The following is a 22,996-nucleotide window of genomic DNA, read 5'->3' as shown; positions in this document are numbered from 1 at the left end:
GAACGGTGGGGCCCTTCGACATCGTGCCCGGTGAGGCACTGGCGGAGGATACGAGATTCGAACTCGTGAGGGGTTGCCCCCAACACGCTTTCCAAGCGTGCGCCCTAGGCCACTAGGCGAATCCTCCGCGGCAAACAATACAAGACGTTGAGGAGTGCTCGCGAACTCGTTCCCCCCGCTCAGATCCTGTAGCCTTGGCGCAGCCCCTCACGCGGCGCTATCTGACTGAACTCCCCCAGGGCCGGAAGGCAGCAAGGGTAGGTCGGCTCTGGCGGGTGCGTGGGGGGCGTTCGCGTTCCCGGGCGGGCTCGGGCGGGGCTGGTTGTCGGTGGGCGCCTATAACCTCGTAGGCGTGTCGTCTCTCGCGTTGTACCGCCGCTATCGCCCGGAGTCGTTCGCCGAGGTCATCGGACAGGAGCATGTCACTGACCCGCTGCAGCAGGCGCTGCGGAACAACCGGGTCAACCACGCGTACCTGTTCAGCGGTCCGCGCGGGTGCGGGAAGACGACCAGCGCGCGGATCCTGGCGCGGTGCCTGAACTGCGAGCAGGGGCCGACGCCGACGCCGTGCGGGGAGTGCCAGTCCTGCCAGGACCTGGCGCGGAACGGCCCTGGCTCCATCGACGTCATCGAGATCGACGCCGCTTCGCACGGTGGTGTGGACGACGCCCGTGACCTGCGGGAGAAGGCGTTCTTCGGGCCTGCGGGCAGCCGTTACAAGATCTACATCATCGACGAGGCCCACATGGTCACGTCAGCCGGCTTCAACGCGCTGCTGAAGGTCGTCGAGGAGCCGCCGGAGCATCTGAAGTTCATCTTCGCGACCACCGAGCCCGAGAAGGTCATCGGGACCATCCGGTCGCGGACGCACCACTACCCCTTCCGGCTGGTGCCGCCCGGGACCCTGCGCGACTACCTCGCCGAGGTCTGCGGGCGCGAGAACATCCCCGTCGAGGAGGGCGTACTGCCGCTGGTGGTGCGCGCGGGCGCGGGCTCCGTGCGTGACTCCATGTCCGTCATGGACCAGCTGCTGGCCAGCGCGCGGGAGGACGGCGTGACGTACGCCATGGCGACCTCCCTGCTCGGGTACACCGACAGCTCGCTCCTCGACTCCGTCGTCGAGGCCTTCGCCACCGGTGACGGCGCCGCCGCCTTCGAGGTCGTCGACCGGATCATCGAGGGCGGTAGCGACCCCCGGCGGTTCGTCGCCGACCTGCTGGAGCGGCTCCGGGATCTGGTGATCCTCGCCGCCGTGCCGGACGCCGCCGAGAAGGGGCTCATCGACGCCCCCGTCGACGTCATCGAACGGATGCAAGCCCAGGCCGGCACCTTCGGCGCCGCCGAGCTGAGCCGCGCCGCCGACCTCGTCAACCAGGGGCTCACCGACATGCGGGGCGCCAACTCGCCCCGCCTCCAGCTGGAGCTCATCTGCGCGCGCGTGCTGCTGCCCGCCGCGTACGGCGACGAGCGGTCGGTCATGGCCCGCCTCGACCGCATCGAGCGGGGCGTGCACTTCTCCGCGGGCGGCGCTCCCGCGATGGGGTACGTGCCGGGTCCGGAGGCTCACGGGGGAGCGGGCGCCGGCACGGGCGCGGGCGCGGTGGGCACACCGGCACCGCCGGTCCCCACGGGCACCGGTCCCGCCGCGGTGCGGGCCGCCGTCCGAGCTTCGGGCGGGCCGGCCGGTGGTACGCCGGCGAGTGGCATGCCGGCCGGGGCCGGTGCCGCCGCGCCGGTGGGGCACGCGGCCCCTGCGGCCGGCCAGGGCGGCGTTGCTCCGGGCTACGACGTCTCGGGCCCCGGTGCCGCCGCCGACCAGGCAGCCGCATCGGGCGTCGGGCCGGCCGCCGTCGCGGGACCGGGACCGGGACGGGGACCGGGACCGGCCGCAGCCGCGAATACGGCCGCATCCACCGGTCCGGCATCCACCGGTCCGGCATCCACCCGTCCGGCACCCGGTCACCCTGGCGGCGGACAGCCCGAGCAGCCGCACCCGTCCGAGCAACCGCACCCGTCCCCTACGGCATCCGCTCCCGCCCCCGCCGCTCCCACCGCGCCTGCCCCCGGCGCCTGGCCCACCGCGGCTCCCGCAGGCGGTGCCCGACGCCCCGGTGGCTGGCCCACCCCCGCCTCCGCGGGCGGCGTCCGCCCCTCACCGGCACCGAGCCCACCGCCCGCACCGGCATCCGCGCCCGCACCCACCCCCCAGACCGCACCGCCCCCCGGTGCCCCTGCCGCGTACACGCCCCCGGCCGGCGGCCTCGACCCCCGCATGCTCTGGCCGAACATCCTCGAAGCGGTCAAGAACCGCCGCCGCTTCACCTGGATCCTGCTCAGCCAGAACGCCCAGGTGACCGGCTTCGACGGCACGACACTCCAGCTCGGCTTCGTCAACGCCGGCGCCCGTGACAACTTCCTGAGCAGCGGCAGCGAGGACGTACTGCGCCAGGCGCTGGCCGAGCAGTTCCACGTGCAGTGGAAGGTCGAGGCGATCGTCGACCCGTCGGGCGGCGGCTCGGCACCCCCGGCGCCCGGCGGATCCCCCGGCTTCAACGGAGGCGGCGGCACCGGCTACGGCCCGGGCGGCGGTGGCGGTGGCGGTGGCGGTGGCGGTGGTTACGCCGGCGGCGGCGGAGGCGGTACGTCTCCTCAGCGCCCGGCGTCCCCCCAGGCGGGCGCCCCCGCCGGATCCGCTCCCTCCGCCACGGCATTCGCCCCCGCGGCCGGCGCTGCCCCGGCCCCCCGGCCCTCCGCCCCCGAACCGCCGCCCCCCGTCTCCCCCGAGGACGACACCCCCGAGGACGACGACCCCGACCTCGACGAGTCCGCCCTCTCCGGCCACGAACTCATCGTCCGGGAGCTGGGAGCGACGGTGGTGGAGGAGTTCTCCAACGAGTAACGAGTAGCGACGACCGGTCAGGGCCCCGGACCCTCCGACCCGCCCCTCTCGGAGGAACCCACAACCAGCCCACCCCCACCCCTTCGGAACCCCGCACAAAAACCCCGTTAGGCTGGCCCCTGTGAAGGTCCTCGTCATCGGCAACGGCGCTCGCGAACACGCCCTGTGCCGTTCCCTGTCCCTCGACCCCGACGTCACCGCGCTGCACTGCGCCCCCGGCAACGCCGGTATCGCCGAGGTCGCCGAGCTGCACCAGGTCGACGCCCTCGACGGCGCGGCCGTCTCCGCGCTGGCCGTGCGACTCGGCGCCGACCTGGTCGTCGTAGGCCCGGAGGCGCCGCTCGTCGCCGGGGTCGCCGACGCCGTGCGGGAGGCGGGCATCCCCGTCTTCGGCCCCTCCGGGGAGGCCGCGCAGCTGGAGGGCTCCAAGGCATTCGCCAAGGAGGTCATGGCGGCGGCCGACGTCCCCACGGCCCGCTCGTACGTGTGTACGACCGCCGAGGAGGTCGCCCGGGCCCTCGACGCCTTCGGTGCCCCGTACGTCGTCAAGGACGACGGGCTCGCGGCCGGCAAGGGTGTCGTCGTCACCGCCGACATCGAGGCCGCCAAGGCGCACGCGGCCGGCTGTGAGCGCGTGGTCATCGAGGAGTTCCTCGACGGCCCCGAGGTCTCCCTCTTCGCCATCACCGACGGCGACACGGTTCTGCCTCTCCAGCCCGCCCAGGACTTCAAGCGCGCGCTCGACGGCGACGAGGGGCCCAACACCGGAGGCATGGGCGCCTACTCCCCGCTGCCGTGGGCCGACCCGAAGCTGGTGGACGAGGTCATGCAGACCGTCCTGCAGCCGACCGTCGACGAGATGCGCCGCCGTGGCACCCCCTTCTCCGGCCTGCTCTACGCCGGTCTCGCGATCACCTCGCGCGGCGTACGGGTCATCGAGTTCAACGCCCGCTTCGGCGACCCCGAGACCCAGGTCGTCCTCGCCCGTCTGAAGACCCCGCTCGCCGGCATCCTGATGGCCGCCGCCACCAGCAACCTCGGCTATCTGGAACCCCTGCGCTGGAGCGAGGACGCGGCGGTCACCGTGGTCATCGCCTCGCACGACTACCCCGCCACCCCGCGCACCGGCGACCCGATCACCGGCCTCGACGAGGTGGCCGCCCAGGACGCCCCGCACGCGTACGTCCTGCACGCGGGCACCCGGCAGGACGGTGACGCCGTCGTGAGCGCGGGCGGTCGTGTCCTGTCCGTGACGGCGACCGGCAAGGACCTCTCGGAGGCCCGCGAGCGCGCGTACCGGGCCGTCGGCCGCATCCGTCTCGACGGCTCCCAGCACCGCACGGACATCGCGGCGAAGGCGGCGGGGGCGGCGGGGACGTAACACCCCGGCTCGGGCGGGGGGCGTAACGCCCCGGCTCGTCCCGCCGCTGAGAGGACCCGGGTGAAAAGCCCGGCTCCGGTCAACCCGACAGGCCTCGCATCCGTCTCAGGATGCGGGGCCTGATCCTTGCTTTCCGTCATCCACCTTTCCCCAAAGCCATTCCATCGAGTGACCGATGCCCCATCCGGCTGACGGGGGCCGGGGCCCCAACTAGGGTGCGGCGCAAGCGTTCCGGCACTTGGCCCACCGGCATTGCGATGTCAGTGGTGGCTGCCACAGTGGGGGAGTGGGCAACGCCAGGAGAGCCAGACGGCCAGGACAGCAGGGAGGGGGCGAGGTGAGGTCGTGACCGGTATGGGTGTGGAGGCAGGAGCGCAGGCCGCGCGGCACCGGGCACTCGCCGTGCTGCGCGTCCGCAGCCGGGCGCTTGCCGTGGCGCTGCTGCCCGCGGCCGTCGCCGTGGTGCTGTTGGCCGGCGGTGCCACGGACCACTTCGTGGGCCGCGGCTGGAACACGGCCCGCTGGACGGTGAACGGGGCCGCGGTGCTCGTGCTGCTCGCCGCCGCCGGCATCGCCCTGGTCGTCTCCCGCGCCCGGCCCGCCGTCAGCCCGACGGTCCCGATCGCCGAGCAGTCCGCGCCCGACCTGTACCGGATGGTGCGCGACCTCGCCGACCGGCTCGACGTTCCGGCCCCCTCCGCGATAGCGCTCACCCCCGACTGCGACAGCTGGCTGGAGGACCGCACCCACCGGGCCCACGGCCCGCCCCCGCGCGAGGACCAGGACGAGATAGCGGGCGTCCGCGGCGCCCACCGCCGGGCCACCGCCGCTCCGGTGCTGGTCATCGGCTCCCCGTTCCTGTGGTGGATGCGTGTCGGCGAACTGCGCGCGGTCCTCGCCCCAGTCGTCGCCGGTACGGGACCCTCGGCGCACCCGGACATAGCGGCCGCCCGCCGGTTCGTCCGGGGCCTGGACGCGGCGGTGGCCGTGGCCTCGGAGCCCGGCCGGAACCCGCTGACCCGTACGGTGCTGGTGGGCGTCGGCTGGGTCGCCCGGCTGCTGCTGCGGAGCTGCCGCGGCCATGCCGCCGAGATGGAGCGCGGGGTCGCCGCGGCGGCGGCCGAGCGTGCACAGGCTGTGGATTACGGCCTGAGGATCGTCGCCCAGGAGCAGGTGGGGCTCGCGTACGCGGGCTGGGACCGGCTGCTGACCAAGGTCGCGCTGCCCGCCTGGCGCATGGGCCGCTGGCCCTCCCGGCTGGACGCGGGTGTCGTCGCGGCCCTGACCGAGCTGTCCCGCCGGGACCGGCTGGCCGAGGGATTCACCTCCCGGCTGGGCGAGCGCCCCGCCTGTGACCTGCTGGAAGAGCCCGGCGCGGTGGATGAGGCGGCCTCGCTGCTCGCCGCCCGTCTCTTCCACGGCGGCCCCGCGGAGCCGGGCCCGGACTGGTCGCCGGTGGACTGGCAGGAGTATCCGGACGAGGTCGTCGACCGCAAGTGGCGCACGGACGCGGCCCGTCTCCACCGCGTCCTAGACACCCTCGGCGTCCGCCGCTCCCCCGACCCCGCGTCCCCGGCCCCCGCCGCCCCCAACCTGGCCCGGGTCATCGACCACCTCACCGACCCGAGCCCCCCGGCCGACGGCACCCGAACCGCGTCCACCGAAACCGCGTCCAATGAGACCCACCCCTTGGCCGGGCACACCAAAGCCGAAGCCAAAGCCGAGGCCGAGGCCGAGGACCACGGAAACCGAAACCGCCCCGCCGTATCCGACGAGGCACTCCCCGGCGCGTCCGCCCTTCCCGACAGCGCCCCCCAGCACTCCGCCGCCGCACAGCACGGGCCCTACGGCCACGACTATGACGACGACCTCCCCCGCGAGAGCGAGCGCGGTGCGGCCCTGGCCGCTGGTCTCAGTGCCGAGCTCGCCCGGGAGGAGGCCTCAGCCTCCCCGCAGGCAGACGCGGCTCCGCCCGCCCCGGGACAGGGCAGTCCCGACACCGCACTGTGGGACGACGGCATGCTGCCGCTCTTCCCCCTGCAGCCGCCCCGTACCGGACGCGAGCTGCTCACCGACCACGTCACCGCGATGGTGTGCTGCGCCGCGATCGACAACGCCGGCGCGACTCCCGGCCTCGACTGGCTCGACGGCCCGTCGCTCCTGGTCAACGGCGAACGCGCGACCGACCTGACCTCCCGCGTCCTGAGCCTCGTCGAGGACGGTGATCCGGAACCCCTGCGGATCTGGCTGATCGAGGCGGGCATACGCCCGGAGAAGCCGGTCCGCCTCGGCTGACGAACGCCCGCCCGCGGACCCAGCCCCCGCCTCCCGCCCTCCTCTTAAGCGGATCCCCCCGTTCCACTTCCGGTCAATTCGCAACGAGTAGTGACAGCTCGCATGCGGAATGTGATGTGCTGGAATCCTTCGCGCGCACCGCAAGAGCTTGCGACATACGACAGGCGCACACCACGCGACAAGCGCCCGCAGCGAAGACCGCACAGACCGCACAGACACCGCAGAGGCAGAAGAGACCGCGCACACCACACCCACACCGCACCTACACCACACGCACATACGGGGGCACGAGGGAGGGAAGCGACCATGGCACCGAAAGCGGGACCCGAGCAGATCCGCCGCTGGGAGTCGGGAGCACTCGCGCACGCCGTGACGGATCCCTTCGGCCAGGGACCCGTCCCCTGGCTCCGCGGCAGCGTGACGTACTTCGACGACACCGGCCAGATGGTCCCCTGGTACGTGGACCCGGCCCAGCAGCCGCCCGGCGCGGGCACCAGTACACGTACGGGCACGGGCACGGGTACGCGTACGGACCGGCACCGCGTCCCCGCCCCCCGCTCCACCGGAGGCCCCCGCTCCGCCGACGACGTCCACCGCCAGATCAAGGGCTTCACCTCCACCGGCGCGGTCACGCCCGGCGAGGCCGTGGACTTCCACGTCACCGTCGACCCGCCGCAGCAGTTCGGCGTCGACATCTACCGCATCGGCCACTACGGCGGGGACGGCGCCGCCAAGATCACCACCAGCCCCCGGCTGTCCGGGATCGTCCAACCGCCGCCCCTCGCCGCCGACCGCACGGTCTCCTGTCACCACTGGTGGCTGTCCTGGCGGCTGCAGATCCCGTCGTACTGGAGCGTCGGGGCGTACGTCGCCGTCCTCACCACCGCGGACGGCTACCGCTCCCACATCCCGTTCACCATCCGGGACGACCATCCCGCGGACCTGCTCCTGCTCCTGCCCGACATCACCTGGCAGGCCTACAACCTCTACCCGGAGGACGGCCGCACCGGCGCCAGCCTCTACCACGCCTGGGACGAGGAGGGCCGTCTGCTCGGAGAGTCCGAGGCGGCGACGACGGTCTCCTTCGACCGCCCGTACGCGGGCGCCGGCCTCCCCCTCCACGTCGGCCACGCCTACGACTTCATCCGCTGGGCCGAGCGCTACGGCTACGACCTCGCCTACGCCGACGCCCGCGACCTGCACGGCGGACGCATCGACCCCACCCGCTACCGGGGCCTGGTCTTTCCCGGCCACGACGAGTACTGGTCGCAGGCCATGCGCCACACCGCCGAGCGGGCCCGCGACCACGGCACGTCCCTCGTCTTCCTCTCCGCCAACACCATGTACTGGCAGGTGGAGTTGAACGCCTCTCCGTCGGGCGTCCCCGACCGCCTGCTCACCTGCCGCAAGCGCCGGGGGCCGGGCAAACCCGTGCTGTGGCGCGAGATCGACCGGCCCGAGCAGCAGCTGATCGGCATCCAGTACGCCGGCCCCGTCCCCGAGCCCAGCCCGCTGATCGTCCGCAACGCCGACCACTGGCTGTGGGAGGCGACCGGCGCGCACGAGGGCGACGAGATCGGGGGCCTGGTCGCGGGCGAGGCCGACCGCTACTTCCCCCGCGTGCCGCTGCCCGACCACGACGAGCGCATCCTGCTCGCCCACTCCCCCTACACCGACGCCGAAGGAACCGTCCGCCACCAGGAGACCTCCCTCTATCGGGCCCCCTCCGGCGCCCTGGTCTTCGCATCCGGGACGTTCGCGTGGTCCCCGGCCCTGGACCGCCCGGGCCACGTCGACCAGCGTGTCCAGCGAGCCACCGCGAACCTCATGGATCGCATCTGCAAGCGAGACTGACCGCCCACCTGCCAGTCCCTCTGCCAGTCCCTCTGCCAGTCCACCTGTCAGTCCCTCTGCCAGTCCCTCTGCCGGTCCCCCTGTCCGGAGCCGGACTCCCGTACGGGAGAATCGAGTGACTTGGACAAACCACGGGGAGGAACCGTGTCCGGATTCGTCGAAAAGCCCGAGCCGCTTCAGGTTCCGGGCCTGGTGCACCTGCACACCGGCAAGGTGCGCGACCTGTACCAGAACGAGGCGGGCGACCTCGTGATGGTCGCCAGCGACCGCATGTCGGCGTACGACTGGGTGCTGCCGACCGAGATCCCCGACAAGGGGCGCGTCCTTACGCAGCTGTCCCTGTGGTGGTTCGACCAGCTCGCCGACCTGGTCCCCCACCACGTCCTGAGCACCGAACTGCCGGCCGGCGCCCCCGCCGACTGGGCCGGCCGCACCCTGGTGTGCACCTCGCTCCAGATGGTCCCGGTCGAGTGCGTGGCCCGCGGCTACCTGACCGGCTCCGGCCTGGCCGAGTACAACGAGTCCCGCACGGTCTGCGGCCTCGCCCTCCCCGAGGGTTTGGTCGACGGCTCGGAACTCCCGGGCCCGATCTTCACCCCGGCCACCAAGGCCGCGGTCGGCGAGCACGACGAGAACGTGTCGTACGAGGAGGTCGCCCGGCAGGTGGGTGCCGAGACCGCCGCCCAGCTGCGCCAGGCCACCCTCGCCGTGTACAGCCGCGCCCGCGACATCGCCCGGGACCGCGGGATCATCCTCGCGGACACGAAGTTCGAGTTCGGCTTCGCGGGGGAGACGCTCGTCATCGCCGACGAGGTCCTCACCCCGGACTCCTCCCGCTTCTGGCCGGCCGACCAGTGGCAGCCGGGCCGCGCGCAGCCGTCGTACGACAAGCAGTACGTCCGCGACTGGCTGACCTCCTCCGAGTCCGGCTGGGACCGGGGCAGCGAGCAGCCCCCGCCGCCGCTGCCGGACCGGGTGGTGGAGGCGACCCGCGCCAGGTACGTGGAGGCGTTCGAGCGCCTGACGGGCACGAGCTGGCGCTAGCGGCACGAAAAGACCCCGGTCCAGTGGACCGGGGTCTTGTTCACACGAGCGGACGACGAGGTTCGAACTCGCGACCTCAACCTTGGCAAGGTTGCGCTCTACCAACTGAGCTACGTCCGCACTGCGCGTGGCGCGAGAGCAACTATACCCAACCTCGCTCGCGCGCGAGGCGTACCGCCGTGTGCCGGTTCTCCGCCCCGAGCTTGGAGACGGCCGACGACAGATAGTTCCGTACGGTCCCCTGTGACAGCGCGGCCCGCTCGGCGATCTCCGCGACGGGCGCTCCGTCGGCGGCGAGCTCCAGCACCTCCGCCTCCCGCGCGGTCAGCGGTGAGTCCCCGGCTGAGATCGCGTCGGCGGCCAACTCTGGGTCGACGTAGCGGTTTCCGTGGTGCACCGTGCGGATGATCTCCGCGAGCCGCTGGGCGCTGACGGTCTTCGGGACGAATCCGCGCACACCCGCCTCCAGGGCCCGCTTCAGATGCCCCGGCCGCCCATGACTGGTCACGATCAGCACCCGGCACTCGGGCAGCTCGGCCCGCAGAGATGTGGCGACCTTCACACCGTCCGCGCCGGGCATCTGCAGATCGAGTACGGCGACGTCGGGCGCGTGGGCCCGCGCCATGGCCAGGGCCTCGGGCCCCGTCGCCGCCTCGGCCACGACCAGCAGATCGTTCTCCAGCGACAGCAGCGCGGCGAGCGCCCCCCGGATCAGATGCTCGTCATCAGCGAGCAGCAGCCGCACGGGAACCGTCACGATCCGACCTCCTCCGCACCCGCCACCCGACCCGCACCTGCCGCGCCACTCATGTACGCCGCGCCGACCGCGCTGCTCCCGGCCCCCGCAGACCCAAGCACTCCCGCAGGCCCGGCGACTCCCGCGTGCTCCGCCCCCGCGTGCCCCGCCCCCGCCAACAACGGCACCTCCGCCACCACCCGGAACACGCCCCCCTCGGCGAACCCCGCCTCCAACGTCCCGTTCACCGCGGCCAGCCGTTCCCGCAGCCCGGCCAGCCCCGACCCTCCGCTTCCACCAAAGGCGCCACGAGAGGCGCGAGATGCGCCACGAGAGGTGCCGCGAGAGGCCCCACCGGACACCGCGGCTGCCTTGCCCGAGGCCGGACTGGAGAATCCGCCGGGGACCCCGCCGGGGACCCCGCCGGGGATCCCACCGGAGGCCCGCCCCGAGGCTTCACCGGACGCCCGTCCCAAGCCCCCGCCAGAGGTCTCGGGGGTTTCGCCGGAGACCCGCGCCCCGTCGTTCTCCACCGTCAGCACCACCCGCTCCTCCCTCACCCGTACGGCCACCGTGCACCACTCGGCGTCCCCGTGCCGCAGCACGTTGGTCGTCGTCTCGCGCACCACCCACCCGAGCGCCGACTGCACCTCGGCCGGCAGCCCGGAAGCCCCGCCGCCGGTCACCTCGCGTCGCAGTCCCGCAGCCCGACCGCCGGCAACCGGACCGTCCGCGGCCCGACCACCCGCCGTCTGACCACCCACGGTCTGACCGTCCGCAGCGTCGACGCCGATCACCTCGCACCGGATCCCCGTGGCCGTCAACACCCCGTGTGCTCCGGCGAGTTCGACCCCGAGGTCGGCCTCGCGGTACCCCCGTACGACATCCCGCACCTCCCGCTGCGACTCCCGCGCGATGCGCTGCACCTCGATCATCTGCTCCACGGCCTCGGCGCGCCCGCGCCGCGCCAGCTGTACGGCCAGCTCGCTCTTCAAGGCGATCACGGCCAGGTTGCGCCCCATCACGTCGTGTAGGTCCCGTCCGAACCGCAGCCGTTCCTCGGCGACGGCGAGCCGGGCCCGGGTCTCGCGGGCCGCGTCGAGTTCGTAGACGGCGTTGAGGAGCCAGACGGAGAAGACGGCGGTGAAGGCCAGCCCCCCGGCGCCGAGCAGCACCGCGAACGCCGTGGCGAACGCGGCGGGAGCGGGCAGGCCCATCGGGAACGCCACCAGCGCGGAGCCCGCCGCGAAGCCCGCGACCAGCGCGTACACGCGCCGCCGGTCGCGTACCCCGAGGGAGACGAAGCCGGCGCCGAAGGTCAGCGTCAGCCCGTAGAGCGTGCCCGCCGCGGTGTCGACGCCCTCGCCCTCAGGCCCGCGTTCCGCGACGGCGAGGGCACCGACCGCGACCACCGCGGTGACGGCGGACAGCAGTCCCAGCAGCCGTACGGGCTGGGGGCGACGGCCGCGGGTCCAGTCCAGCGCCCGGGACGCGGTCACCGCGCAGAGCGCGCTGTGCACACCGGCCGGCACCAGCAGCAGGACCGCGAGCACCCCTCCCACCTGGCCCAGGACCGCCAGCCAGACCGCCGCCGCCTCCAGCACCGCGAAGGAGTGGAACGACCATCGCGTGTACGTCTCCACCTTCGCCGGCGTGGTCTTCCCCCGCCACCACCCGCCCGGCCCGCGCATCTCCGTGCCCCCGTCCCCGTCCGTGCCGTCCGTCAGCGCCTCGGCTCCCAGCGGAACCACCGCCGTACAGCAAACACGCCGAACGCGGTCCAGGCCAGGGCGACCATCACCGGACCGACCGCCTCGTAGACGGAGAGGTCACCCGTCCAGCCCGCGCGGACCAGCGTGATCACCGGTGTCAGCGGCAGCAGTTCGAGCACCGTCGCCACCCGGTCGGGCAGCAGTTCCAGCGGTACGGCGATCCCGGAGCCCGCCATCGAGACCATCATCATCGGCAGCGAGGTGACCTGCGCGCTCTCCACGGTGCGGGTGAAGCTCGCCGTGAGGGCGCCCAGGGACGCGCACATCACCAGCCCCATCAGCAGCCCGACGACGGCGAGATGGGGCGCCCGGGGAGCCGGCACGTCGAGCAGGACGGCGCAGCCCGCCGCGAGGATGAGCGACTGGACCAGCCCCGTGCCGACGCACGGCAGCGCGGCCCCGGCCAGGATCTCCCGGTCCCGCAGCTCACCGGTGCGCAGCCGCTTCAGGACGAGTTCCTCGCGCCGCCCGACGAGCACGCCGATGAGCGCCGAGTACACCGCGAACAGCAGGGAGAAGCCGATCGCGCCGGGCAGCAGGACCAGCCCGATGCTGAGCCCGGAGTTCCCGAGGTCCATGTCCGCGATCAGCGACCGCGCGGTGAACGGCAGGAGCAGCGGCACGAACACGGCCGCGACGATCATGCCCTTGCTGCGCCCGAACAGGGTCAGCTCGGCCCGCGCGAGGGCCGCCACGCGCCCCGCCGGAGTGGTGACGGCCCCGCTCATGCCGCACGCTCCTCGTCAGCCGCGAAGGATCCGGACGTCGCCGCGAAGGAACCGGACGCCCCCGACGCGCCCCCGCCGGACCCGGTCCGCCCGCCCCCGCCGGCCGCTGTCCGCCCGGTCCCGCCGGACCCCGTCCGCCCGTCCCCGCCGGCCGCCTCCCGCGCGATCCCCAGGAACGCCTCCTCCAGCGAGGCCGACCGCACATCGAGCCGGCGCAGCTCCACCCCCGCCTCCCTGGCCCACACCAGCAGTCCGGTGGCCGCCCGCTGGAGTTCCCGGGTCCGCAGCCGTACGACCCGTCCCGCCACCTCGTGTCCGCACACGCCCAGCTCACCGAGCGGGGGCAGGTCCCCGACGAAGTGGTCCCGGGGCAGTTCGAAGGAGATCCGCGACGGCTGCGCGGCGGTCACCTCGGCCGGGGTCCCGGCGGCCGCGATGCGCCCCTCGTGGAGGATCGCCAGCCGGTCGGCGAGATCCTCGGCCTCCTCCAGGTAGTGCGTGGTCAACAGCACGGTCGTCCCGCCGTCGCGCAGCGCGCGCACCAACTCCCAGGTCTCCCGGCGCCCTTCGGCGTCCAGGCCGGTCGTCGGCTCGTCCAGGAACAGCACCTCGGGCCGGCCGAGCAGGGCCAGCGCCAGGTCCAGGCGCCGCCGCTCACCCCCCGACAACTGCTTCACCCGTACGCCGGCCCGCCGCTCCAGTCCGACCAGCGCCAGCACCTCCCGCGGCGGGCGTGCCCCGCTCACGCAGCCCGCCCACATCCGGGCGGTCTCGGCGACGGTCAGCTCCGACGGGAAGCCGCCCTCCTGCAACATCACCCCGGTCCGCGGTCGTACGACGTCCCGTTCGGCGCAGGGGTCGTGGCCGAGGATCCGCACCCGTCCCCCGGCCGGCCGGGCGAGGCCCTCCAGCAGTTCGACGATCGACGTCTTGCCGGCGCCGTTGGTGCCGAGCAGCGCGAAGACCTCCCCGCGCCGCACGGAGAAGGTGATGCCGCGCACCGCCTCGAACCCGCCCCCGTACACACGCCTCAGGTCAGTGACCTCAATCACGTGTTCGTGTGCGTTCGTGTCCATGCCCTCAGCCTTCCGGCGGTCCGGCACCGGCGGCAGTGCGCGCTGTCATCACCGCGCATGACACATGTCAGACGCGTGACCGGGCTGGTCCTGGGCGCACGAAAAGGCCCCGGTCCACTGGACCGGGGCCTTCACACCGAGCGGACGACGAGGTTCGAACTCGCGACCTCAACCTTGGCAAGGTTGCGCTCTACCAACTGAGCTACGTCCGCATTGCCTCCGACCGGCTCTCACCGATCGGCGCGAGCACCAGCCTACCTGATCCACAACAGTGGCCGGATCGGCGGTGCAGAGCGGGTGACAGGAATTGCACACTGCGCCTTCCCCCTGGAAGGGGGATGTTCTACTACTGAACTACACCCGCGTGACTCCGTGGACCGGGCCTTTCGGCCTCGCCCCTCGGCGTGCTCCAGACTCTAGCTGACCAGGTGGGGTGCAACGCAAGTCGGTTGGGCTCAGGGCCCGATGACGGACCCTGAGCCCGTGCCGGGAGCGGCTGTCACTGTGCCGCGGCGAACGCCTCGTAGACCTTCTTCGGGATGCGCCCGCGCGCCGGGACGTCCATCTTGTTCGCCTGTGCCCAGGCCCGGACGGCCGCCGGGTCGGGCGCGACCTCCGTCTGCTGGTACGCCTTGCCCGACCTGGACCGCTTGCGGCCGGCCTCCACGTACGGCGCGAGCGCCTTGCGCAGGTGCTTGGCATTGGTTTGGTTCAGGTCGATCTCGTACGACTTGCCGTCGAGTCCGAAGGCGATCGTTTCCGCCGCTTCCGAGCCGTCGATGTCGTCGAAGAGAGTGACCACGACCTTCTGCGCCACGAATATCGGTCCCTTCGTGCGACACCTCTGCGATGACGTGCCAAGACGTCTGGGAGATGTCGACTGTCCGCCTGTTATTGGGCAAAGTATCGGCTATTGCCAATTCATTTGTACAGTGCCCGGCAATGCAATGTGAAGCTCGACTAAATCTGTCCGCGTGTCCCAGCGCAATGGGTCTGGTGCATCGATCAGGGATCTTTCCCTGAACTTTTCGTGAAGCCCCCGCTCCGATACCCGCACCGATACCGGATCGTGACAGCCGTCACGTAGATTCCTCCAACTCTACTCGCGTAGAAATTTTGTGCGGGTAGTCTGAAGACACACGCAGGAACCTGCTCAGCACCACAACACCGGGAGTGCCAGTGGCACGCGTCGTAGTCGACGTCATGCTCAAGCCGGAGATCCTCGACCCCCAGGGCCAGGCGGTGCAGCGCGCACTGCCGCGGCTGGGTTTCGAAGGCATCTCGGACGTACGTCAGGGAAAGCGATTCGAACTGGAAGTGGACGGCCCGGTCGACGAGGCCGCGCTCGCCCGCATCCACGATCTTGCGGAATCCTTCCTCGCCAACACCGTGATCGAGGACTTCACCGTCAAGGTGGAGGAAGTCGCGGAGGCCGCCAAGTGACCGCTCGTATTGGCGTCGTCACTTTCCCGGGCAGCCTCGACGACCGGGACACCCAGCGCGCGATCCGCCTCGCGGGTGCCGAGCCGGTCGCCCTGTGGCACAAGGACAAGGACCTCCACCAGGTCGACGCCGTGGTGCTGTGCGGGGGTTTCTCCTACGGCGACTATCTGCGCGCCGGTGCCATCGCCCGCTTCTCGCCGGTGATGGAGCCCCTCATCGAACAGGCGAAGGCCGGACTGCCGGTCCTCGGCATCTGCAACGGCTTCCAGATCCTCACCGAGGCGCACCTGCTCCCGGGCGGGATGCTCGGCAACGACCACCTGCACTTCATCTGCCGCGACCAGAAGCTGCGGGTGGAGAACGCGGACACCGCCTGGACCGCCGACTACACGGCCGGCCAGGAGATCGACATCCCGCTGAAGAACATGGACGGCCGGTACGTCGCGGACGAGTACACCCTCGACAAGCTGGAGGCCGAGGGCCGGGTCGCGTTCCGCTACCTGGACTTCAACCCCAACGGCAGCCTCCGCGACATCGCCGGCATCAGCAACGAGGCGGGCAACGTCGTAGGCCTGATGCCGCACCCGGAGCACGCCGTGGAGCCGCTCATCGGCACTGGCCGCACCGACGGCCTCCCCTTCTTCACCTCGATCCTCAAGAAGCTGGTCAACGTATGAGCCGGACGCCTCTGGACACGGTCGAGCACGCGGCCGCTACCCCCGACGTCGAGCTGCCCTGGGCCGAACTCGGTCTGAAGAAGGACGAGTACGAGCGGGTCGTGGAGATCCTCGGCCGCCGGCCCACCGGTGCCGAGCTCGCCATGTACTCGGTCATGTGGTCCGAGCACTGCTCCTACAAGTCGTCGAAGGTGCACCTGCGCCAGTTCGGCGAGAAGGCCCCGCAGTCCGACGCGCTGCTCGTCGGCATCGGCGAGAACGCGGGCGTCGTGGACGTCGGCCAGGGCTACGCGGTCACCTTCAAGGTCGAGTCGCACAACCACCCCTCCTACGTCGAGCCCTACCAGGGCGCGGCCACGGGCGTCGGTGGCATCGTCCGCGACATCATCGCGATGGGTGCCCGCCCGGTCGCCGTCGTGGACCCGCTCCGTTTCGGCGCGGCCGACCACCCCGACACCAAGCGCGTCCTGCCCGGCGTCGTCGCCGGCATCGGCGGTTACGGCAACTGCCTGGGCCTGCCCAACATCGGTGGCGAGGTCGTCTTCGACGCCTGCTACCAGGGCAACCCGCTGGTCAACGCGGGTGCCATCGGCGTGATGCGGCACGAGGACATCCACCTGGCGAAGGCGTCCGGCGCCGGCAACAAGGTCATCCTCTACGGCGCCCGGACCGGCGGCGACGGCATCGGCGGCGCGTCGATCCTCGCCTCGGAGACCTTCGACGACGCCAAGCCGTCCAAGCGCCCCGCCGTCCAGGTCGGCGACCCCTTCCAGGAGAAGCTCCTCATCGAGTGCACCCTGGAGGCGTTCAAGGAGAAGCTGGTCGTCGGCATCCAGGACCTCGGCGCGGCGGGCCTGTCCTGCGCGACGAGCGAGCTGGCGTCCAACGGCTCCGGCGGCATGCGCGTCACCCTGGACGACGTACCGCTGCGCGACTCCACGCTCTCGCCCGAGGAGATCCTCATGAGCGAGTCGCAGGAGCGCATGTGCGCGGTCGTCGAGCCGGGCAAGGTCGACCGCTTCCTGGAGATCTGCGACAAGTGGGACGTCATCGCCACCGTCATCGGTGAGGTGACCGACGGCGACCGGCTGGAGATCTACTGGCACGGCGGCAAGATCGTCGACGTCGACCCGCGCACGGTCGCCCACGACGGCCCGGTCTACGAGCGCCCGTACGCCCGTCCGGACTGGCAGGACGCCCTCCAGGCCGACGACGCGAACAAGCTGCCCCGGCCGCGGACGAGCGAGGAGCTGAAGGACCAGGTCCTGAAGCTGGTCTCCTCCCCCAACCAGGCATCCAAGAAGTGGATCACGTCCCAGTACGACCACTTCGTGCAGGGCAACACCGTCCTCGCCCAGCCCGAGGACTCCGGCATGATCCGCATCGACGAGGAGACCGGCCTCGGCGTCGCCATCGCGACCGACGGCAACGGCCGGTACGCCAAGCTCGACCCGTACGCGGGCGCGCAGCTGGCGCTCTCGGAGGCCTACCGCAACGTGGCGACGACCGGCGCGAAGCCGCTCGCCGTCTCCGACTGCCTGAACTTCGGCTCCCCCGAGGACCCGGCCGTGATGTGGCAGTTCGCGGAGGCCATCCGCGGGCTCGCCGACGCCTGCCAGCAGCTCGGCACCCCGGTGACCGGCGGCAACGTCTCGCTCTACAACCAGACGGGCGAGGTGGCCATCCACCCCACCCCGGTGGTCGCGGTCCTGGGCGTCATCGACGACGTCGCCCGCCGCACCCCGGTCGCCTTCCAGGAGGAGGGCCAGCTGCTGTACCTCCTCGGCGACACCCGGGAGGAGTTCGGCGGCTCGGCCTGGTCCCAGGTCGTCCACGACCACCTCGGCGGGCTGCCCCCGAAGGTCGACCTGGAGCGCGAGCGGCTGCTGGCCGAGATCCTGATCTCCGCCTCCCGCGACGGCATGATCGACTCCGCGCACGACCTGTCCGACGGCGGCCTGATCCAGGCGGTCGTGGAGTCGGCGCTGCTCGGCGGCAAGGGCGCGCGGCTGGTCGTACCGGACGGCCTCGACGCCTTCACCTTCCTCTTCTCGGAGTCGGCCGGCCGCGCGGTCGTCGCCGTGCCCCGCTCGGAGGAACTCCGCTTCAACGACATGTGCGGCGCCCGGGGCCTGCCCGTCACCCGCATCGGTGTCGTCGACGGGGACACCATCGAGCTCCAGGGCCAGTTCGAGCTCCCCCTGGAGCAGCTCCGCACGGCCCACGAGGAGACGATCCCGGCACTGCTGGCGTAAGCGGCCCACGGCGGCCCCACGACGGCGGCCCCACGGCACGGAAGGCCCCCGCCCGGCTCCTGGACGGAGTCCGGGCGGGGCCTTCTCGTGGGACGAGGTCACGGGCGGACGGCATGCGGGAGACCTGAGCCGACGCCTGTGATGCGAGGGCAGCCGCCGCCTAGGCTGACCGCCATGCCCCCGGCCAAGAAGCGCGCGCGCACCTACGACCCCGCCAAGATCCGCACCGCCGTCCTCACCCAGTTCGGCCATGTACGCGAGGCGGTCCGCGGCCTCGGTCCCGAGCAGGCGGTCCTGCCCACCCGCCTCGGGGACTGGACGGTACGGGACCTGGTCGCGCACATCGGGATGGCCCTCGGAGCCGTCGACCGGCTGCTCGGCGAGCCCGAGCCGGCGGGGCGGGCCGGAGCCGTGCTCGACTGGCCCGCCGCCATCGGTGCCGACGCCGCGGACATCGCCGGCCACGCCCGTGGGCTCGCCGAACGGAACCCGGACCTCGACGCCCACCTCGCCGACGTCGAGCAGCGCTTCACCGCCCGCCTCGCCGCACACCCCGGCACCCGGCTGCTCGCCACCAGCGCCGGCGCCCTGCCGCTCGCCGACTACCTCGTCACCCGCACCGTCGAACTCGTCGTCCACACCGACGACCTGAACGCCGCCGTCCCCGGCCTCGGCATCCCGTACGACCGTCAGGCGCTCGCCGCCTGCACCCGCCTCCTCGCCGACACGCTCGCGGCGAAGGCGCCCGGCGGCTCCACCGAGGTGCGGATCCCGCCGTACGCCGTGGTGCAGTGCGTCGAAGGGCTCCGGCACACCCGCGGCACCCCGCCCAACGTGGTCGAGACCGACCCGCTCACCTGGATCCGGCTCGCGACCGGACGGGTGAGCTGGCAGGACGCGGTCGAGGAGGCGAAGGTCAGCGCGAGCGGGGAGCGGGCGGATCTGGGCGCGCTGCTGCCGCTGCTGGCCTGAAGCACTGCCCGCGCCACCCGCCCGGACGCCACCGGACGCCACCCGACGCCACCCGGACGCCACCGGAGCGGAACCAATCACCCCGCTCGCTCCGTCGAAGCGGCATGGACCAGCAGAGGCAGCAGAGGAAGAAGCAGCGACTGATCACGACAGCGGCCGTGGCGCTCCTCCCGCTCGCGGCGGCCTGCGGCGGCGAGCAGGCGGACAGCGGCGAGCAGGCGGGCAGCGGGGAGGTGAGCGCCGAGCGGCCCGTCACCGACGTCCGCTGGAACATCGACCGCGTCACGGCGGACGGCGCGGCCCAGCGCGCCCAGGGCGAGCCGCACCTGACCTTCGACCGGAAGACCGGCAAGGTCGCCGGCCGGCTCGGCTGCAACCACGTCAACGCCACCGCCACGGTCCGCGACGGACATATCACCCTGGGCCGCCCCTCCACCACCCGAATGATGTGCGACACCTCACTCATGAAGACCGAAAGGGCACTGCTGACCCTTTTCAACAGCACCCTCAGTTACCGGGTGGATCAGGAAACCCTCACGCTGACCAGCGAGAACGCAACGACCGTCCACGCGGTCGCGGCCGACTGATCCACACGTTTCCGGTATCCCCAATTCGGACCAGTGCACGATCTCGCCTACACTCGGTTGCGTGCCACGTGGTGACGGACGACTCAGTCATGATCTGCTCCCCGGTGAGAAAGGCCCCCAGGACGCGTGCGGCGTCTTCGGTGTCTGGGCTCCCGGCGAAGAGGTCGCCAAGCTCACTTACTTCGGGCTCTACGCCCTCCAGCATCGAGGCCAGGAATCCGCGGGAATCGCGGTCAGCAACGGCTCCAAGATCCTCGTCTTCAAGGACATGGGTCTCGTCTCCCAGGTCTTCGACGAGGCCTCGCTCGGTTCGCTCCAGGGTCATATCGCGGTCGGACACGCCCGCTACTCGACCACCGGCGCCTCCGTGTGGGAGAACGCCCAGCCGACGTTCCGTGCCACCGCGCAGGGTTCCATCGCGCTCGGCCACAACGGCAACCTGGTCAACACGGCGCAGCTCGCCGAGATGGTCGCCGACCTCCCGAAGGACACCAACGGCCGTTCGACCCGCGTCGCGGCCACCAACGACACCGACCTGCTCACCGCGCTGCTCGCGGCCCAGGTCGACGACGACGGCAAGCCGCTGACCATCGAGGAGGCCTCCGCGAGGATCCTCCCGCAGGTCAGGGGCGCCTTCTCGCTCGTCTTCATGGACGAGCACACCCTGTACGCGGCCCGTGACCCGCAGGGCATCCGCCCGCTGGTCCTCGGCCGCCTGGAGCGCGGCTGGGTCATCGCCTCCGAGTCCGCCGCCCTCGACATCTGCGGCGCCGCCTACGTCCGCGAGATCGAGCCGGGCGAGTTCGTCGCCATCGACGAGAACGGCCTGCGCACCTCCCGATTCGCGGAAGCGAAGCCCAAGGGCTGCGTCTTCGAGTACGTCTATCTGGCCCGCCCGGACACCGACATCGCCGGCCGGAACGTGTACCTCTCCCGTGTGGAGATGGGCCGCAAGCTCGCCAAGGAAGCCCCGGTCGACGCCGACCTGGTCATAGCGACTCCGGAGTCCGGCACCCCGGCCGCGATCGGCTACGCCGAGGCGTCCGGCATCCCCTTCGGCGCCGGCCTGGTCAAGAACGCGTACGTCGGACGTACGTTCATCCAGCCCTCGCAGACCATCCGGCAGCTCGGCATCCGGCTGAAGCTGAACCCGCTGAAGGAAGTCATCAAGGGCAAGCGTCTGGTCGTCGTCGACGACTCGATCGTGCGCGGCAACACCCAGCGCGCCCTGGTGCGCATGCTCCGCGAGGCGGGCGCGGCGGAGGTCCACATCCGGATCTCCTCCCCGCCAGTGAAGTGGCCCTGCTTCTTCGGCATAGATTTCGCCACCCGCGCCGAGCTCATCGCCAACGGCATGACCATCGACGAGATCGGCACCTCGCTGGGCGCCGACTCGCTGGCCTACATCTCCATCGACGGCATGATCGAGGCGACCACCATCGCCAAGCCGAACCTGTGCCGCGCCTGCTTCGACGGCGAGTACCCGATGGAGCTCCCGGACCCCGAGCTGCTCGGCAAGCAGCTCCTGGAGACCGAGCTGGCCGCAGGGCCCGCCGCCACGGCCGCGTCCGACGCGATCCGCCGCCCGTAGCCGCCGGTCGCCGGTCCGACAGCCCGCCCTCCCCGCAGTACGACACGAAAGTTCTCCTCGTCATGCCTGAGACCCCCAGTGCCGAAGGCGGCGCCGCAGCGGCGTCATACAAGACCGCCGGTGTCGACATCGAAGCGGGCGACCGCGCCGTCGAGCTGATGAAGGAGTGGGTGAAGAAGACACAGCGCCCCGAGGTCCTCGGCGGCCTCGGCGGTTTCGCCGGCCTCTTCGACGCCTCCGCCCTCAAGAACTACGAGCGTCCCCTGCTGGCCTCCGCCACGGACGGCGTCGGCACCAAGGTCGACATCGCCCGCCGGCTGGGTGTCTACGACACGATCGGCCACGACCTGGTCGCGATGGTCATGGACGACATCGTGGTGTGCGGCGCCGAGCCGCTGTTCATGACCGACTACATCTGCGTCGGCAAGGTCCACCCGGAGCGGGTCGCCGCCATCGTCAAGGGCATCGCCGAGGGCTGTGTCCTGGCCGGCTGCGCCCTGGTGGGCGGCGAGACGGCCGAACACCCCGGTCTGCTCGGCCCGGACGACTTCGACGTCGCCGGCGCCGGTACGGGCGTGGTGGAGGCCGATCACCTGCTCGGCCCCGACCGCATCCGTAAGGGTGACGCGGTCATCGCCATGGCGGCCTCCGGTCTTCACTCGAACGGGTACTCGCTCGTCCGCCACGTCCTGCTGGACCAGGCCGGTCTGTCGCTGGACGCGCGGATCGAGGAGTTCGGCCGCACGCTGGGCGAGGAGCTCCTGGAGCCCACCAAGATCTACTCGCTGGACTGCCTGGCGCTGACCCGCACCACGGCGGTGCACGCCTTCTCGCACATCACGGGCGGCGGACTCGCCGCCAACCTGGCCCGTGTGATCCCGGACACACTCCACGCGGTCGTCGACCGCTCCACCTGGACCCCCGCCCCCGTGTTCGACCTGGTCGGCACGGTCGGACGCGTCGAGCGGCTGGAGCTGGAGAAGACCCTGAACATGGGCGTCGGCATGATCGCGATCGTCCCGCAGGACTCGGCGGACGTAGCCCTGGCGATCCTGGCCGACCGCGGGGTCGAAGCCTGGGTGACCGGCGAGATCACGGACCGTGGCGACCACGGGACGGGTGCGGAACTGGTCGGCGACCACGCCTGACCGGACCCTTGCGGTGGCGAGGAGAAGGCCGGTGCGCAGCCCGTGACGGCAGCACAAAACCCGGTCCGGCGCGTAAGCGCCGGACCGGGTAGAGCACAGCTAAGCCGCCGAGGACATCACGCGCCACGGCGTTGAGACGCAGGACCGGACGGGTCGTCCTCGTCCTCGTCGTCGTTGTACAGATCCGCGTACTGGGCGTACGGGTCGTCTTCCTCGTCGTCGTCCTCGAACGGCTCGCCATTCGGCGGCTGACTCGAAGTCGAAGCGCCCAGCTCGCTGGCCAGACGCGACAGGTCTGTCCCGCCGCTGTTGTACTTCAGCTGGCGGGCGACCTTCGTCTGCTTGGCCTTGGCCCGGCCGCGCCCCATGGCTCGACCCCCTCGGTGACGGGGCTCGACGGCCCCAGAGTCTTGACACGCGTTCATGATCTGGAACGGACTCTCCGTGGAGAGACCGGTCCGTAGGGCTTCCACGGTACCTGAGCCCACGCCCATACGGTACGTCGCCCGCAGGACGTGCCTGGACCCAGAACCCTCGG

The 22,996-nt window shown here is 71.9% G+C and carries 18 protein-coding genes, 4 tRNA genes and 1 other RNA gene; 13 read left to right on the top strand and 10 right to left on the bottom strand.

What is annotated here, in order from left to right:
- Window positions 1-39: 39 nt before the first annotated feature.
- A tRNA-Ser gene (locus ACWD0J_RS30105) sits at window positions 40-127 on the bottom strand.
- A 71-nt stretch (window positions 128-198) separates the two neighbouring features.
- Here ACWD0J_RS30105 and ffs point away from each other — a divergent pair.
- The 6 genes from ffs (at window position 199) to ACWD0J_RS30075 (ending at window position 9,473) form a co-directional block, all read left to right on the top strand.
- Window positions 199-297: signal recognition particle sRNA small type (ffs, locus tag ACWD0J_RS30100), an RNA gene on the top strand.
- 55 nt (window positions 298-352) lie between these two features.
- Complete coding sequence (locus ACWD0J_RS30095; RefSeq protein WP_451498991.1) at window positions 353-2,899, top strand: DNA polymerase III subunit gamma and tau; 2,547 nt, start codon at window positions 353-355, stop codon at window positions 2,897-2,899.
- A gap of 121 nt (window positions 2,900-3,020) precedes the next feature.
- Window positions 3,021-4,280: a phosphoribosylamine--glycine ligase gene (gene purD, locus ACWD0J_RS30090; protein WP_451498990.1), complete on the top strand. Its 1,260-nt coding sequence runs from the start codon at window positions 3,021-3,023 to the stop codon at window positions 4,278-4,280.
- Window positions 4,281-4,634: 354 nt separating this feature from the next.
- Window positions 4,635-6,575 (top strand): hypothetical protein, encoded by a 1,941-nt coding sequence (locus tag ACWD0J_RS30085; RefSeq protein ID WP_451498994.1) that lies wholly within the window; start codon window positions 4,635-4,637, stop codon window positions 6,573-6,575.
- 306 nt (window positions 6,576-6,881) lie between these two features.
- Window positions 6,882-8,429 (top strand): N,N-dimethylformamidase beta subunit family domain-containing protein, encoded by a 1,548-nt coding sequence (locus tag ACWD0J_RS30080; protein WP_451498989.1) that lies wholly within the window; start codon window positions 6,882-6,884, stop codon window positions 8,427-8,429.
- A 144-nt stretch (window positions 8,430-8,573) separates the two neighbouring features.
- Window positions 8,574-9,473 carry a phosphoribosylaminoimidazolesuccinocarboxamide synthase gene (locus ACWD0J_RS30075; RefSeq protein WP_451498988.1) on the top strand — a complete coding sequence of 300 codons (900 nt, stop codon included), beginning with the start codon at window positions 8,574-8,576 and terminating at the stop codon, window positions 9,471-9,473.
- A 47-nt stretch (window positions 9,474-9,520) separates the two neighbouring features.
- On the opposite strand, the gene ACWD0J_RS30070 is transcribed toward ACWD0J_RS30075, so the two are convergent.
- The 8 genes from ACWD0J_RS30070 to ACWD0J_RS30035 all read right to left on the bottom strand — a co-directional run bounded on the left by ACWD0J_RS30070 (window position 9,521) and on the right by ACWD0J_RS30035 (window position 14,602).
- Window positions 9,521-9,593 (bottom strand) — tRNA-Gly (locus ACWD0J_RS30070).
- A 22-nt stretch (window positions 9,594-9,615) separates the two neighbouring features.
- Window positions 9,616-10,218 (bottom strand): response regulator, encoded by a 603-nt coding sequence (locus ACWD0J_RS30065; protein WP_451498993.1) that lies wholly within the window; start codon window positions 10,216-10,218, stop codon window positions 9,616-9,618.
- Between the two features lie 8 nt (window positions 10,219-10,226).
- A complete protein-coding gene (locus tag ACWD0J_RS30060; protein ID WP_451498992.1) occupies window positions 10,227-11,900 on the bottom strand; it encodes a sensor histidine kinase in 1,674 nt (557 codons plus the stop codon).
- A gap of 32 nt (window positions 11,901-11,932) precedes the next feature.
- Entirely contained in the window at window positions 11,933-12,709 is a 777-nt protein-coding gene (locus ACWD0J_RS30055; protein ID WP_451498987.1) for an ABC transporter permease, read from the bottom strand.
- On the bottom strand, window positions 12,706-13,785 hold the full coding sequence (locus ACWD0J_RS30050; RefSeq protein WP_451498986.1) for an ABC transporter ATP-binding protein: 1,080 nt from the start codon (window positions 13,783-13,785) through the stop codon (window positions 12,706-12,708). The genes ACWD0J_RS30055 and ACWD0J_RS30050 overlap by 4 nt, the downstream gene beginning before the upstream one ends.
- A 139-nt stretch (window positions 13,786-13,924) precedes the next feature.
- A tRNA-Gly gene (locus tag ACWD0J_RS30045) sits at window positions 13,925-13,997 on the bottom strand.
- Between the two features lie 80 nt (window positions 13,998-14,077).
- Window positions 14,078-14,149, bottom strand: a tRNA-Gly gene (locus ACWD0J_RS30040).
- A gap of 135 nt (window positions 14,150-14,284) precedes the next feature.
- Entirely contained in the window at window positions 14,285-14,602 is a 318-nt protein-coding gene (locus ACWD0J_RS30035; RefSeq protein ID WP_451498985.1) for a histone-like nucleoid-structuring protein Lsr2, read from the bottom strand.
- Window positions 14,603-14,964: 362 nt separating this feature from the next.
- Between ACWD0J_RS30035 and purS the strand changes: the two genes are divergently transcribed.
- The 7 genes from purS to purM all read left to right on the top strand — a co-directional run bounded on the left by purS (window position 14,965) and on the right by purM (window position 22,458).
- Entirely contained in the window at window positions 14,965-15,228 is a 264-nt protein-coding gene (purS, locus tag ACWD0J_RS30030; RefSeq protein ID WP_015659417.1) for a phosphoribosylformylglycinamidine synthase subunit PurS, read from the top strand.
- Window positions 15,225-15,905 carry a phosphoribosylformylglycinamidine synthase subunit PurQ gene (gene purQ, locus ACWD0J_RS30025; RefSeq protein WP_451498984.1) on the top strand — a complete coding sequence of 227 codons (681 nt, stop codon included), beginning with the start codon at window positions 15,225-15,227 and terminating at the stop codon, window positions 15,903-15,905. Before purS ends, purQ begins: the two co-directional genes overlap by 4 nt.
- A complete protein-coding gene (gene purL / locus ACWD0J_RS30020) occupies window positions 15,902-18,160 on the top strand; it encodes a phosphoribosylformylglycinamidine synthase subunit PurL (RefSeq protein WP_451498983.1) in 2,259 nt (752 codons plus the stop codon). Before purQ ends, purL begins: the two co-directional genes overlap by 4 nt.
- A gap of 174 nt (window positions 18,161-18,334) precedes the next feature.
- Complete coding sequence (locus ACWD0J_RS30015; protein WP_451498982.1) at window positions 18,335-19,132, top strand: sterol carrier family protein; 798 nt, start codon at window positions 18,335-18,337, stop codon at window positions 19,130-19,132.
- A 104-nt stretch (window positions 19,133-19,236) separates the two neighbouring features.
- Complete coding sequence (locus ACWD0J_RS30010) at window positions 19,237-19,719, top strand: META domain-containing protein (RefSeq protein WP_451498981.1); 483 nt, start codon at window positions 19,237-19,239, stop codon at window positions 19,717-19,719.
- 61 nt (window positions 19,720-19,780) lie between these two features.
- On the top strand, window positions 19,781-21,310 hold the full coding sequence (purF, locus tag ACWD0J_RS30005; RefSeq protein WP_451498980.1) for an amidophosphoribosyltransferase: 1,530 nt from the start codon (window positions 19,781-19,783) through the stop codon (window positions 21,308-21,310).
- Between the two features lie 62 nt (window positions 21,311-21,372).
- On the top strand, window positions 21,373-22,458 hold the full coding sequence (gene purM / locus ACWD0J_RS30000; protein WP_451498979.1) for a phosphoribosylformylglycinamidine cyclo-ligase: 1,086 nt from the start codon (window positions 21,373-21,375) through the stop codon (window positions 22,456-22,458).
- A gap of 116 nt (window positions 22,459-22,574) precedes the next feature.
- On the opposite strand, the gene ACWD0J_RS29995 is transcribed toward purM, so the two are convergent.
- A complete protein-coding gene (locus ACWD0J_RS29995) occupies window positions 22,575-22,826 on the bottom strand; it encodes a DUF3073 domain-containing protein (protein WP_451498978.1) in 252 nt (83 codons plus the stop codon).
- Window positions 22,827-22,996 lie beyond the last annotated feature (170 nt).

The organism is Streptomyces sp. NPDC003011, assembly GCF_053591515.1.
The sequence above is the reverse complement of the archived record's forward strand: the minus strand, read 5'-3'. Positions and strand labels throughout refer to the sequence as shown.